The organism is Neobacillus sp. PS3-34 (assembly GCF_030915465.1).
Classification (GTDB): domain Bacteria; phylum Bacillota; class Bacilli; order Bacillales; family Cytobacillaceae; genus Neobacillus_A.
In genome coordinates this window covers 314,679-328,523 of sequence record NZ_CP133267.1, presented here as the reverse complement: position 1 = coordinate 328,523, position 13,845 = coordinate 314,679, and the positions used below count along the sequence as shown (strand labels likewise).

The 13,845-nt window shown below is 39.0% G+C and carries 13 protein-coding genes and 4 pseudogenes; 13 read left to right on the top strand and 4 right to left on the bottom strand.

The annotated features are described in order from the left end of the window. The first annotated feature begins 104 nt into the window (after positions 1-104). From RCG23_RS25780 to RCG23_RS01735, 9 genes and pseudogenes are all read left to right on the top strand, one after another. Positions 105-880: pseudogene (locus tag RCG23_RS25780) on the top strand (SGNH/GDSL hydrolase family protein). Between the two features lie 12 nt (positions 881-892). Further along, positions 893-1,803: pseudogene (locus RCG23_RS01770) on the top strand (ABC transporter ATP-binding protein). Next, positions 1,796-2,775 (top strand): annotated as a pseudogene (locus tag RCG23_RS01765) (ABC transporter permease). Before RCG23_RS01770 ends, RCG23_RS01765 begins: the two co-directional pseudogenes overlap by 8 nt. A 155-nt stretch (positions 2,776-2,930) precedes the next feature. After that, positions 2,931-3,565: pseudogene (locus RCG23_RS01760) on the top strand (FMN-dependent NADH-azoreductase). A gap of 141 nt (positions 3,566-3,706) precedes the next feature. Next, on the top strand, positions 3,707-4,075 hold the full coding sequence (locus RCG23_RS01755; RefSeq protein WP_308178323.1) for a VOC family protein: 369 nt from the start codon (positions 3,707-3,709) through the stop codon (positions 4,073-4,075). Positions 4,076-4,432: 357 nt separating this feature from the next. Next, positions 4,433-4,795, top strand: a complete 363-nt coding sequence (locus RCG23_RS01750) for a hypothetical protein (RefSeq protein WP_308178322.1) — start codon at positions 4,433-4,435, stop codon at positions 4,793-4,795. A gap of 575 nt (positions 4,796-5,370) precedes the next feature. After that, a complete protein-coding gene (locus RCG23_RS01745) occupies positions 5,371-5,733 on the top strand; it encodes a VOC family protein (protein ID WP_308178321.1) in 363 nt (120 codons plus the stop codon). A gap of 219 nt (positions 5,734-5,952) precedes the next feature. Then, complete coding sequence (locus RCG23_RS01740) at positions 5,953-6,387, top strand: MarR family winged helix-turn-helix transcriptional regulator (protein WP_308178320.1); 435 nt, start codon at positions 5,953-5,955, stop codon at positions 6,385-6,387. Between the two features lie 29 nt (positions 6,388-6,416). Then, a complete protein-coding gene (locus RCG23_RS01735; RefSeq protein WP_308179943.1) occupies positions 6,417-7,235 on the top strand; it encodes a class I SAM-dependent methyltransferase in 819 nt (272 codons plus the stop codon). Positions 7,236-7,338: 103 nt separating this feature from the next. Here the strand turns inward: RCG23_RS01735 and RCG23_RS01730 are convergent, their stop codons facing one another. Continuing rightward, positions 7,339-7,833 carry a J domain-containing protein gene (locus tag RCG23_RS01730; RefSeq protein ID WP_308178319.1) on the bottom strand — a complete coding sequence of 165 codons (495 nt, stop codon included), beginning with the start codon at positions 7,831-7,833 and terminating at the stop codon, positions 7,339-7,341. A 250-nt stretch (positions 7,834-8,083) separates the two neighbouring features. Here RCG23_RS01730 and RCG23_RS01725 point away from each other — a divergent pair, with 250 nt between their 5' ends. The 3 genes from RCG23_RS01725 (at position 8,084) to RCG23_RS01715 (ending at position 9,895) form a co-directional block, all read left to right on the top strand. Further along, the gene (locus tag RCG23_RS01725; protein WP_308178318.1) at positions 8,084-8,467 is read left to right on the top strand and encodes a hypothetical protein; all 384 of its coding nucleotides are present in this window, start codon (positions 8,084-8,086) and stop codon (positions 8,465-8,467) included. 112 nt (positions 8,468-8,579) lie between these two features. Continuing rightward, positions 8,580-9,035 (top strand): GNAT family N-acetyltransferase, encoded by a 456-nt coding sequence (locus RCG23_RS01720; RefSeq protein ID WP_308178317.1) that lies wholly within the window; start codon positions 8,580-8,582, stop codon positions 9,033-9,035. Between the two features lie 104 nt (positions 9,036-9,139). Further along, positions 9,140-9,895 carry a DUF4405 domain-containing protein gene (locus RCG23_RS01715; RefSeq protein WP_308178316.1) on the top strand — a complete coding sequence of 252 codons (756 nt, stop codon included), beginning with the start codon at positions 9,140-9,142 and terminating at the stop codon, positions 9,893-9,895. Between the two features lie 234 nt (positions 9,896-10,129). Here RCG23_RS01715 and RCG23_RS01710 read toward each other — a convergent pair whose 3' ends face one another. Both RCG23_RS01710 and RCG23_RS01705 read right to left on the bottom strand, forming a co-directional pair. Next, the gene (locus RCG23_RS01710; RefSeq protein ID WP_308178315.1) at positions 10,130-10,597 is read right to left on the bottom strand and encodes a GNAT family N-acetyltransferase; all 468 of its coding nucleotides are present in this window, start codon (positions 10,595-10,597) and stop codon (positions 10,130-10,132) included. Between the two features lie 268 nt (positions 10,598-10,865). Beyond that, entirely contained in the window at positions 10,866-11,672 is an 807-nt protein-coding gene (locus tag RCG23_RS01705) for a CPBP family intramembrane glutamic endopeptidase (RefSeq protein ID WP_308178314.1), read from the bottom strand. Between the two features lie 163 nt (positions 11,673-11,835). Between RCG23_RS01705 and RCG23_RS01700 the strand changes: the two genes are divergently transcribed. After that, positions 11,836-12,411, top strand: coding sequence for a hypothetical protein (locus RCG23_RS01700; protein WP_308178313.1), 576 nt, complete (start codon positions 11,836-11,838; stop codon positions 12,409-12,411). A 979-nt stretch (positions 12,412-13,390) separates the two neighbouring features. Here the strand turns inward: RCG23_RS01700 and RCG23_RS01695 are convergent. Continuing rightward, on the bottom strand, positions 13,391-13,828 hold the full coding sequence (locus RCG23_RS01695; protein WP_308178312.1) for a hypothetical protein: 438 nt from the start codon (positions 13,826-13,828) through the stop codon (positions 13,391-13,393). Positions 13,829-13,845 lie beyond the last annotated feature (17 nt).

Genomic DNA, 13,845 nt, shown 5'->3' with positions numbered 1-13,845 from the left:
CTTCTCAATCATATAGTTATTTTTAAAAAACCAAATGAAAGTTTGAATATTTTTCTAGTTGTGCTTAAATGTAAGATAGAAACCTTCAGGAAAGGAAGATTCCTTTGAATAAAAGTGTTCTTCGTGTCATTACTTTTATATCTGTTGTTTGCCTGCTGCTATGGCTGAGCGGCCTTGGTTGGCCATGGCTGAGTATTATGCTGGCAAACCGGATAAGATTTCAACAGCTAAGCCTGTTTCAACTGCAGAAAAAAACGCGAAGGAATTAACGGTCGTTGCCCTGGGTGATTCCTTGACAAGGGGTACAGGGGATGAAACAGGAAAAGGATACGTTGGCGATGTAATTGATGAGATCAAGAAGAAAACGAAGAAGCCTGTCAGATTATTGAATTTGGGAATAAACGGGCAGCGCTCTGATCAGCTGCGTGCACAGGTCGGGCAAATTGAGGTTCAGAGGCAAATACAGAAAGCCGATATCGTCTTGATGACCATCGGAGGAAATGATTTGTTCCGTGGAGGCCGGGCCTGGCAGATTACCGCAGTAACAAGCTAAATGACATAGAAAAAAAATACCTTCAAAATTTGACTGGGACATTGCAGCAGGTGCGCAAGGCCAGATAAAGATGCCAGGATTTTTTTCGTTGGCCTCTACAATCCATTTATTGATATGAATGAGGGGAAGGCGATCTCGAAGGTGATCCGCCGCTGGAATTATGCCAGTGCCGAAGTCAGTGCGGGTTTCCCAAAAGTCGTTTTTGTGCCAACCTTCGATTTATTTGAATTAAAGGTGAATGATTATTTGTATTCAGACAAGTTCCACCCCAATACAAAGGGCTACCGTTTAATTGCAGAGCGGGTAGCCTCATTGCTTACTTGGTAAGGAGAAGGGAAAATGGAGAAGACTACTTTATCTGTTAAGGATTTAAAAAAGACAATTGGAAAAAAAGAAATTATTAAAGGCATCAGCATTGAATTAAAGGAAGGGGAAGTGTTTGGATTTCTTGGCCAAATGGAGCTGGAAAGACGACAACGATCCGGATGCTTGTCGGGCTGATCAAGCCGACATCAGGAACCATTACTATTTGCGGTTTCAATATTCAGGACCATTTTTTTGAAGCAATGAGCAATCTGGGTTGTATTGTTGAAAATCCGGAGCTTTATCCGTATTTATCAGGCTATAATAATTTACTTCATTTTGTCCGCATGCTCGATGGTGTTGGGGAGGAAAGAATAAAGGAAGTAACAGAGCTGGTGGGGCTGACAGAAAGAATACATGACAAAGTGAAAACATATTCCCTTGGAATGAGGCAGAGGCTGGGAATTGCACAGGCACTATTGGGCCGTCCAAAGGTTCTGATTTTGGACGAGCCGACAAATGGTCTTGATCCAGCAGGTATTAGAGAGATGCGGCAGTTTATCCGCTTTCTAGCTGAAAAAGAAGGGCTCAGTGTCCTTGTATCAAGCCATTTGCTAAGTGAAATCCAGCTGCTTTGCGACCGAGTTGCCATTATTTCAAAAGGTTCCGTCATACGTGTTGATACGGTTGAACACCTGCTGGCTAACAGGGAGCAGCTGATCTGGCGTGTTGATCCACATGACCAGGGAAAAAGTATCCTTGCTTCTTTGACTAACGTCGAGGACAACGGCGATGGGTTTCTTCGGACTGAGTACGATGAAGATCAGGCAGCTATGTGGAATAGAAAGCTTGTTGAAGCCGGCGTTAATGTGTCGGAAATGAACAGGAAGCTTCCGGTATTAGAAGACTTGTTCCTTGAATTAACCGGGGGTGACACAATTGATTAAGCTGATCCAAAATGAAATGATGAAACTAGTGGCTAAAAAGAGGCTTCTCGTAATAGCGGCAATCATCGCTGTCCTGGTTGCATTGTTTACATATGCACAATATAAAACGGTTGAAAATCAGCGCCACAAGCTTGGAACGACTGATTGGAGGTCCATTCTGCAGCAGCAGATCATCGATACGCAGAACCGTCTAAGCAGCAGCAGGCTATCGGATGAATGGAAAAAGCAGCTTCAGATTAGCCTTCAGCAGCAGCAATACTATCTTGACCATGACATCAATCCATCAGAGCCTGGTGCGCCAACGTTTATGCGCATGTTTCTTGAAAATTCAATTGACTTATTTCTTCCGCTCATGGTGATGGTAATTGCTAGTGACATGGTTTCATCAGAGCATAGCTTAGGATCGATTAAGCTTCTTTTGACGCGGCCGGTCCGAAGGTGGAAGGTTCTGCTTAGCAAATATATTACCCTTTGCTTGGCCATATCGCTGATTATCGCGATAACTGGTTTAATATCGTATTTGATTTCTGGTATGGTTTTTGGATATAGCGGTTGGGGTGCTCCGGTCATTACAGGCTTTAATGTCACATCAACAGGGCTTAGTACTGCCGGAGTCAAACTGCTTGATCAGTGGCAGTTCCTTTTAATGGATTTTGGGCTTGTCTGGTTTGTCTCCATCGTTGTTGGAACATTGTCTTTTATGCTTTCTGTATTGATTCGAAGCACGGCAGCCGGGATGGGTGTGATGCTTGCGGCATTGATTTCAGGAGCAATTTTAAGCAATATGGTGTCATCCTGGAAGTCGGCGAAATTTTTATTTATGGTTAATTTAAGATTAACGGACTATATGAAGGGGACGGCTCCTCCCATCGAAGGGATGACGTTATCCTTCTCACTGGCAGTACTGCTTGCCTGGTGGCCGCAGCCTTGCTCGTCGCATTCTGGGTATTTAATAGGCGTGACGTATATTAATGGGACGTACCTCCTGCTGGACTAGCAGGGGGATTTTTTTGTAAATAAAAGCGGCTCCATTGTGAAAAATGGCTAATTAGCAGAATAACAAAAGGGTTATTTGAAAAAATTAATGAAGTGAGACAAAGACCAGAAATAGAAAGGAAGGAAATTTGATGGCAACCGTTCTTTATATCACTGCACATCCGCATGACCACACACAATCCTACAGCATGGCAGTAGGAAAGGCGTTTATCGAAGCCTATCGGGAAGCGAACCCGTCGGATGAAGTGGTTCAGCTTGATCTTTATCGTGAAAACATACCGCAAATTGATGCAGATGTATTCAGCGGCTGGGGGAAACTTCGTTCAGGTTCCTCTTTTGATGATTTATCCAATGAGGAAAAAAGCAAGGTTAGCCGTCTGGGTGAATTAACGGACCAATTCGTTGCAGCAGATAAATATGTATTTGTTACACCATTGTGGAATTTTTCATTCCCTCCAGTTATGAAGGCTTATATTGATTCTATTTGTACAGCAGGTAAAACTTTTAAATACACCGAGCAGGGCCAGTCGGTTTGTTAACGGATAAAAAAGCGATACACATCCAGGCGCGGGGCGGTGTTTATTCCGAGGGTCCCGCTGCCGGAATGGAAATGGGACATCGCTACTTAAGCAACATAATGCAATTTTTTGGAATTCCAAGCTTTAATGGATTATTTGTTGAAGGCCACAATCAATTTCCCGACCGTGCAGACCAAATCAAGCGGGAAGCAATTGAACGCGCTAAGGAACAGGCTAAAACGTTTTAAAAATATGAAGGATAGACATGAGAATTCATGTCTATTTTTTTGATATAACAAAAACTTATCCTTATTTATAAATTATTAAAAATTACCTTTTTTCTCCTTTTAACTTACAATAAAGACATAGAGAATAAGGGAGGTTTTTACATGTCAGTTGTATTCAAAGCGATCGATCATATTCAATTAGCGGCTCCAGCAGGAAGTGAGGAAAAAGCAAGAGAATTCTTCGGCAGGATCCTTGGCTTTGATGAAGCAGAAAAGCCGGAGGAGTTAAAAAAGAGGGGAGGGGTATGGTTCCAGTCTGGCAAGGTACATATTCATATTGGTATTGAAGAGCCCTTTTCCCCGGCAAAAAAAGCGCACCCAGGCTTTGAAGTGGAAAATATCGAAGCACTAATGGAGCACTTAAAGCAAAATGGAATTGCGTTTACAGAAGATGATAAACTACCAGGTGCGAAAAGATTTTACGTTGACGATCCATTTGGAAACCGGATCGAAATGCTTGAATGGATATAATGATAGGGAAAAAACGAGAGGAACTTTTTAGCTAACGGGTTCTGTTAAGAAGTTCTAACCATAGATATAACAGTATTATTTAGAGGATGAAATCACAGTGGTTTCATCCTTTTAATTTTCAAAGGTATATCAACGTATAAAGGTTCTTAAATTAAAAAGGCAGATTAGTTTAACAAGAAGACAGTAAATCGTATAGTGTTGCTAATTGTCTTGTGAAAACTAGTCAATGAGAAGTAATGACTATATCGAAAATAACATAACAGCCAAGAATACACACTTACAAATAGGCAAATATCTATTCCTCTTTGAATATGGACACATACACTATTTTGAAACAATTTGAGGAGGGGATATAAAATGGAAAGACAATTCATTGGAAGCGGAATGGGTATGGGCGGTTTCCCAGGAATGGGTATGGGTGGTTTCCCAGGAATGGGTATGGGTGGTTTCCCAGGAATGGGTATGGGTGGTTTCCCAGGAATGGGTATGGGTGGTTTCCCAGGAATGGGTATGGGTGGTTTCCCAGGAATGGGTATGGGTGGTTTCCCAGGAATGGGTATGGGTGGTTTCCCAGGAATGGGTATGGGTGGTTTCTCAGGAATGGGTATGGGTGGTTTCCCAGGAATGGGTATGGGTGGTTTCCCAGGAATGGGTATGGGTGGTTTCCCTGGAATGGGTATGGGCGGATTCCATAGAATGGATATACCAGGTATACTATAACCTCATTTCCATACATTAGTGAAATCAAAATATAGAGGTTAATCCTCCCGTCAACGTTTTCCCCGCAGGGGCTTTTAAATTTCAACTACTGAAAGAAAAAACATAAGCCTCAACCACCAGATATCTTATAGCTTATTGGAAACTAACTGGGTAGAAAGTAGAAAAAAGAATGAAGTACATCAAGAGTGTTTTTCTTTAATGGTTGCATTATGAATATAAGGAACTGAATATTGAACTAGCGAAGACCAGAGCTGTCTATGTGGCAGCTTTTTCTAATAGATAAATTCTTCCCCATATTTATGGTTCATTAAATGTAGGATGTTTTCAAAGTGGTAAATTTCGAACCAAACTGTGATTTGAAGCTTGGTTTTACCTAAAGAAATGAACGAATTAGTTATATAACTAATGGTGGCATTTCTTCAAGACGAGAAATGTCTTTATTGTAGAACCGTTATCGTCATATTAAAAAAGTAACACATTTCCCAAATATATCTTCCTATTTCTAAAAATAGTGTATATTGTTTGTAGTGAGTAAACAATGCTCATAAACTATTACAATATTGAGGTGTGATTAAGTGGGAAACCTACTTTTTTCTTTTCAAATACCTACTCTTGATTTACATAGAGCATGTGAATTCTATTCAAAATTACTAGATAGCACGATCAAACCGATGGAATTTAACGGAAGTGGCATGGCACTTCTACCAGGTGAAGGGGTAACAGGTAGATTAGTGAGACATGAAAGCAGCCTGCCCACTGGTGATGGGATCATTATTTACCTTAATGGCGCCGATGATTTAAATCAAATGTTGAACCTTGTAGAACCAGCAGGCGGGAAGGTTTTAATACCAAAAACACAAATTGCGCCAACAATGGGTTACTATGCTTTATTTGAAGATACTGAAGGAAATCGAATCGGTATAAACTCAATAGGTTAATTGAAAAGATTACCATGAGAAAATAAGAAAACGTTGTACGAAAAGAACTGATATTGGTCAGTTCTTTTTTTTGCTAAAAATGCAGTTGCATCATTCAAAAGCTTTTGATAAAAAAATCAACGGAATTTCATTTAGTAAATAAAACTTTACTAATTATAAAATGAAATTTGATTTTTCATCAATTTGGTATATAATACATTACTATATTGGGGGGATCAAATGACGATGTCTCAAGTTAGTAAAGAATATATCGCGTTAATTCCTAATTTGTTTAAAAGTTTTCAGCGTTTGAATCAAAAATCGAGTAACTTAACGCATTTACAGAACCAAATATTAGAATTCTTATTTATGAACCATGATTCCCTGACCATAAAACAAATAAGTGAAGGCCTTAATGTACCCAAACAGCAAATGACTGACTTGCTGAAGCGGTTATTTGATCAGGGCTACATTACTAAAAGTCAAAATTTGATTGATAAAAGGTCGTTTGTAATTAAGTTAACTGAGAAAGGTAAAACTTCACAACAAGAAAAATGGACGAAAATTTATCAGAACTTCGTGAATGACCTATCCAAGTTAGATAGTGAAGAGCAGCTAGATCTTCAATACGCTTTACATAAAGTGAATTACCTGCTTAAAAAAATGGAGGATTGATAAATATGACTCAACGTGAACCAGATAATATGCCATTAAATTTACAATCCGTTCAAGGCACCATGCTGATACCTCTTTGGGGACGAGCAACTGCCAGTGAGAAGAATCCAGAGATTTTGTACGACAAGGAAGCGATAGAGATCATTGCAGGCTGTGATTTTAATTTTACCGAAATAGCCAAGACCTTTGGTGAATATGGAGGGATAAGTTATATAGTACGAGCACGAAAAATTGACGATACCATCCGAGCTTTTATAGAAAAACATCCTCGGGCCACGATTGTAAACATCGGTGCGGGACTTGATACTACATTTTCAAGAGTTGATAATGGCACACTTAACTGGTACAACCTTGATTTACCAGATGCGATAGCTTTTCGCAAAACTCTTATCGCTGACTCTCCGAGGAACATCAGCATTGCCAAATCATTTTTTGATGTGTCGTGGTTTGATGATGTTATCTTTAATGAGGAAGACGGGATACTTTTTGTATCTGCTGGAGTTTTCTATTATTTTCAGGAAAGTCAACTCAAGGGAATAGTTAAGGAAATGGTCCTTCGCTTTCCAGGCGGCGAGTTGTACTTTGATGCGGAATCAAAATTTGCGTTAAATATTTCAAATCGTACGGTGGAAAAAACGGGGAACAAGGGTGCAAAAATGTATTTCTATATCAACAATTCAAAAGTGCTTGAAGGCTGGTCGTCAAAAATCAAGGTATTATCCTGCGAATCGTATTTCAAAGGTATACCCGCAAGCAAGAAATGGGAAAGTGGAACTCGTTTAATGGTGAGGATGGTAGATTTATTAAAAATGCTTAAGTTTGTTCATTTGCGTTTCGAGAGAACGTAATTGAACGGATCTAGCACTAATTAAATTAGTCTATAATTAGTTTCATTTGAAACCCAGACAAAGGACCTACCTTTGGATCCTTTGTTTTTTCTAGTGGTCCTGATTACTTGATTTTCTCGTAGTGTTCATTAAACACTTTAAAAAGCCTTTCATCTCCTCCGCGGTCTGGATGGAGTGCTTTGAGCAGTTTCTTAAATTCTTTTTTTAGCATATGGCTGTTCGATTCTTGAGTCAATCCCAACAGCTCAGCATAATGAAAAGAACTAGGTTCGGTGACCTCGATCTGTGCGTTAAGCAATTTTTTCAAGGTGCGTACCTTTGATTGTTCAATATGTACACGAGTTTTTAACAGATCTATTTGTTCGCAAAGAGTGCTGTTTTCTCGATGGGACGCTTCTAATTTAGAAGCAAGGTCTGATGCACGCTTTTGTATGATAAATTCAGTAAGATCCTTGACATTAATTTTGTAGGTAGTATTTCTTCTATGGTATATTTCGGCCTTTATTTTGCCTTCCTTAATCCACGTCAATACTGCTTGGTCACTGGCGGTTATCCCAGCCGAGGTTAATTGTTCAACAGCTTCTTTTACATTCAGCATAATTTTTTTCCCTCTTTTTACAAATCTATTGGAACTTAATTGTTGGACCGGCATTATTTATTGCAGGTAGTACTATCATATCATTGAAATTTTTCAGAAAAAGAACAGGAATGTTACATTAAATTTAAGTCTTTTAAAGGATATTTTTTAAAAATAGGACATTTTGGCTTTTTTTGAAATTTATGGGGGCATTAATATATTCATCGGATTATAATTGGATAAGGTATTAAATAGAACGTAGGTGAGAGTTATGGCTAAAAGAATAAAACTTCTATTTTCCTTGCTTTTATTTTTCATACTAACTGCCTGTCAACAGCAAGCTTCAAACGAAAGTAATCAGTACAAAGTGAAGGAAATAAAAAGTAATGAAACACTGGCATTAGATGTCAGGGAGAATGTTTGGAACCAACTAACAGAAGAAGATAAAAAACATATCCAAGGGACCTGGAAAGATGCAAGTTATCGGAAAATAATCCTTCGAGAAACAATGGGAATTATAAAAGACAAATCCTTTATTGGAAAAGAAGTTTACATCGTGGACTTTCCTTCAAATGATAATCCCACATTAGGCGGGGTTGCAGTTTACGCAGATTTAAAATCACATCTTCTAATTGGGTATGGATATAGAGATTAATATAAAATAAATGAAGTCTTCATAAGACATTTAGGGCATATAAGGAGTTCTATTTTCAGTGAAATTTACTGAATGGAACTATGTCCTTTATTAAAACTAGGGAGGGTATCGGATGGATATTAAAATAGATGAATTATCTGGATCTGAAGTGGCTGAATTGGTGAGGGAGCATCTTCATGGTATGAAACAGAATTCCCCGCAAGAAAGTATACACGCACTAAATCTTGAGCAATTAAAACGTCCTGAGATTACATTCTGGAGTGCTTGGGAAGGAAATGAATTAATTGGCTGCGGGGCACTTAAAGAAATTGATGGTCAACATGGAGAGATAAAATCAATGCGAACATCTTCATCACATCTAAGAAAGGGTGTTGCAAAACGACTACTGCAATACATAATTGAAGAAGCCAATAGACGTGGCTATCGTCGGGTAAGTTTGGAAACAGGATCAATGGATTTTTTCGAACCAGCGAGAAGGTTATATGCAAGGTTTGGGTTCCAATATTGTCATCCGTTTTCAGATTACATTGAGGACCCAAATAGTGTTTTTATGACAATGGAATTATAAATTATTAGGCATGGACTTATTTTTTAGAACTTAAGGTTTTCTTAAGGTTCCTCCTGTAAATTGGAAGACAGTTAAGATTAATATGTAAATTTGGAGGAATTAATTTGAAAAAGAATTATACAAAAATTGTACTGGATTTGATGATGGCAATCACATTTGTTTTGCTAATGAATCCAAGAGTATTAAACGGTCTGCCGTTTCATGAAATTGCAGGTCTGGAAATAGGAGTAGCAATTCTTACACACATCGGATTGAACTATCGCTGGGTGATAAATACAACCAAAAAGATCTTTGATCCCAATTTCCCTAAAAAAACACGATTTAATTTTCTGTTAAATTTACTGCTATTAGTTTCGATGGCTACCGTAATTATAACTGGTATATTAATTTCGAGGGTAGTTTTACCAAGTCTCGCAATTCAAGGAGGTCACTTGATTCGTGGAATCCACAGTTTCTCTGCTGATGCAACACTTGCGTTAGTTGGTCTCCATGTTGGGGTACATTGGCAATGGATTATGGGTATTTGCAAAAGAGCGTTTAAAACGAAGGAAGGAAAACTTAGGAATGGTGTTATTGCATCAGTTGCCCTATCAATTGCTATTTTGGCAAGCGGAATTCAATGGTTTTCCTCAACAGCTTCTTCAAACATTGATGATTTTAATCCGAAACAAATTCAACAAAGTGGGGGGCTTTTATTAATGGGAACACTCGGAACGATGGAAATCCAACGAATCCAAATCAAGGACCACCAAACGGAGATTTTCGTGAAGGAAAATTTCATGGAAAGAATGGACATGGCGGTAGCAGCAGCCCATTTCTCGTTATTCTTAACTATTTTGCGATTTGGGCAGCAATCATAATACCTACTTACTATCTGGAAAAGCGAATCTTAAGGAATAAACGAAATTCAAGAAATGTTCAACTTAATGTAACATGATGGGTGGATGCTTTAGTTTAAAAAAATCATTAATAATGTTAAAAGAGCTTGGAATATCCTCCAAGCTCTTATAATTTATTGCGTATTTAGTTTTTGCACATAAGAACTGGATCTGTTACTCTTTAGCTCTCTTGTTTCATGGGATCACCATTGAAAATTATGATAGTTTTAGGCAGTAAATAGGTTCAGGGTGGTGTGCAGACTCAACTTCCCCTGTTGGCACAAAGCCAAGCTTTTCATAGGTTTTGATGGCACGTTCATTATTATAAATGACCGACAAATAGATTTCTTTACAGTTATACATATTAACCATGTCATCAATAATCGCTTTTAGGACCGGAACACCATAGCCTTTGCCTTGGAACGCATGTCCAATCATCATACTGATTAATTCAAATCGGTTTGTTTCTTTTCTAAATCCATATGATGTAAAGCCGATCAACGTGTTGTCATCATATATAGCCTTTGGGGTAAAACTGAATGTCTGGCACACTGCCAGGAAGAAGGCATTGGAGCCGACCCACCGTTCGTATATTTGGAAAATTTTTTCTTGTTCCTTATCTGATTTTAAATCAATTATCTCGAAAAAATTGTTTTCAGTAACTTCTTTTAACGCTAATTTCATTTGATTACCTCTCAATTTAGTTATTTAACATTAAGGCTGTTTTCTAAAAGATTGTTGTTTTGCGAATAGGTTGTTAAAAGCAAATCGTTGAAAAAGAAGTTGATTGGAGCGGAAGGTGCGAGACTCCTGCGGGAGCAGCGGGACAGGTGAGACCCCACAGGCGCTGTGCGCCGAGGAGGCTCACCGCCCGCCCCGCGGAAAGCGAGCATCCTGGAGTGGAAATCAACTACTCCTTATACAACAACAAAGTATACGAAAACAGCCTACATTAAAAAGATTTTGTTTCATTAGAGCTGATGCTTACTTCTCCGGATGAATCAGCCTTAGTGTAATATCGGATTACAACTATAATAAATAGAAACATCACAAACGGGATGAAATATGGAAGCATTTCAGCAATTCCATTCGATTTACCGGTTTCCCTTATCAAAAAAATGCCTGCGCCTGCTTTTTTTGATAATCCGTAAAGAAGGGCAAAAGCCATATTAAGGCCAAAGTGCAGCCCGGTATCAGCCCAGATGGAGCCAGTTTTATAAAAGGCATATGTTAACGATAGGCCCAGTATGCAGGAAAAGATAAAATTGCTTGCGCTGAAGGGCTCATGCCAATAATCATCGAGCGCGTAGATTAAAATGCTTATTGTAAAAACCCATCCGATAGAAATACGGCCCTTTAGCAATCGAAATACATAACCACGTACAATCAAATCATTAATTAGCGAGCCCAACAAATAGCCTGCGAATGCTTCAAGAAAAGGCATGAGAGCATCTAAAGGCTTTTTTACGCCCGTTACTTCAATTACTCCTGCATAATTCCTTAAAGAATATAAGATTGCCCAAAAAAGAAAACCAATCAGAAAACTATAAAGGAAATTCTTTTTCCAGCCTCTGTGAAATTTGATTCCCATACCCTTAAGCCCACCAAGACCAGCGATTTTTGCGGTGTAGTGTGCCAGAGGGAAGAAAAGTAGAATGGCTGCAAGCTGCGCATACATATTGGAAAACCCTATGACCGCTTCATTGAAATATAAATCCAAAAGAAGAAAACCAATAATACCAAGCAGTAATTTTTTCATCTTTGATCATCACCTTATTAATTGAATTGAAAGAAAATTAAGACACTACTAATTTTAACGGTTTTATAGGTAAAAACAACCATTTTATGAAATCGTAAATTTTTTTGCCATTTATGGGAAAAATAAAAATAATTAAAGTAAAACATCGTTAGGAGTGAAAGATATGAAAAAACAATTGTTAACAGGCTTGCTGGCGTTATCATTAACGATTCCTGGAGTTGCAGCGGCAGAGGGATTTAAATCTGAAATGGCAGACCACAGCAGGTATATGGAAAGCGGAAAGCATCATTCTGGCAGGGAGCATTGCAAGGGGAAAATGGAAGAGCGTGAAACTATGCTGCTTTCATGGGTAGAAAAGTATACACCGGAACAAAAAGACAGGTGGAACCAGGCAATTAAGGAAAGAAAAGAAATCGTTAACAAATGGCACAGTCCTCAATTTGCGAAAAAACGGGAGGAATGGAAGCGCGCCAGAATGGCTAAGAAAGCTGAACTTAAAAAGCAAGTAGAAGAAGGAAAAATATCGAAAGAGGAAATGAAACAAAAATTCCGTGAAAAAAGGCAGAAATTTCATAAAATGAAACAGGAGCACTATAAGACATTTAACGACTTACAGACAGCAGTCAAAAATAACGATCAAAAACAGGCTGCACAACTGCTGGATAAAATCCTTGTCCAAATGGAGCAGCACAATAAATGGATGAAGGATAAGATGAACGCTAAGCAACCGACAATGTAAAGAAAAAAATGCCGGGCAGATACCATTCCTGCCCGGTTTTTGTTAGTATTTTGGCTGTTTTCGCAAAGATTGTTGTTTTCTGCACAAATTCTAACATTTAGAGTTTGTACCGAAATCCCCTGATTCGGACTCGAATGCCCTTGATTTGAACAAACCTGTCTGAATAGACCCCTGATTCGGACTCGAATGCCCTTGATTTGAACAAACCTGTCTGAATAGACCACTGATTCGGACTCGAATGCCCTTAATTTGAACAAACCTGTCTGAATAGACCCCTGATTCGGACTCGAATGCCCTTAATTTGAACAAACCTGTCTGAATAGACCCCTGATTCGGACTCGAATGCCCTTAGGTTGATTAAACCTGTCCGAATTGACCTCTGATTCGGACTCGAATGCCCTTGATATGAACAAGCCTGTCTGAATAGACCCCTGATTCGGACTCGAATGCCCTTAGTTTGACTAAACCTGTCCGAATAGACCCCTGATTCGGACTCGAATGCCCTTGATTTGAGCAAACCTGTCTGAATAGACCCCTGATTCGGACTCGAATACCCTTGATTTGAGCAAACCTGTCCGAATTAGCCACTAATTCGAATTCGAGGCCTTTGTTTTTACCAAAAATCTCCTTGAGTAATCTCTAAGTGGGCACGAATTATTACAGAAGCAACAAAGTTTATGAAAAGAGCCTTTCTAAAAGATTGTTGTTTTGTAAATAGGTTTTAAAAAACAAATCGTTGTAAAAGAAGATGATTGGAACGGAAGGTGCGAGATCCTCGAAAATGCTCTCGCATTTCCTTCGTGCGGTGTTTATTCTAGGAAGCTGATCAAACGTCCTGCGGGAGCAGCGGGACAGGTGAGACCCCACAGGCGCTGTGCGCCGAGGAGGCTCACCGCCCGCCCCGCGGAAAGCGAGCATCCTGGAGTGGAAATCAATACTCCATAAATAGCAACAAAGTAAGCGAAAACAGCCTATATTTTTATCTTACATTTGCTATGAACGGTTCCTTTTCTACTTCTTCGATTTCGACCAATATATAATCCTTGTAATAAATGATGATTTCACCCTCTGACTGGGCGGCTTTTTGTATCACTCGTAAACTCCTGCAAAATAATGGAATCTCAATCTCTCCATTATGAAAAACCAGGTAGGTGAATTCATTTGAAAAAGAGGACTGCTCATCACGAATTTCAACGAAGGTACCTTTGAAAGAAGATAGATTGGGGAGAATCTCGTTTTCTGCTTCTTCAGCACGGAGTAAAAATTGGTGGTTCAGCTGTTCATGTGCCGCTTTTATGAAGAGGAGGAACGCAATAAAGCCAAAGATAGCGAACGTGCCCATGAATGTATCCGAAAGAGATGGAAAAGTGAGTGCGGTTACCCAGGCTGCAATTGCAACCAATAAATGATAGTACAATTCATCACCCTCTTTAT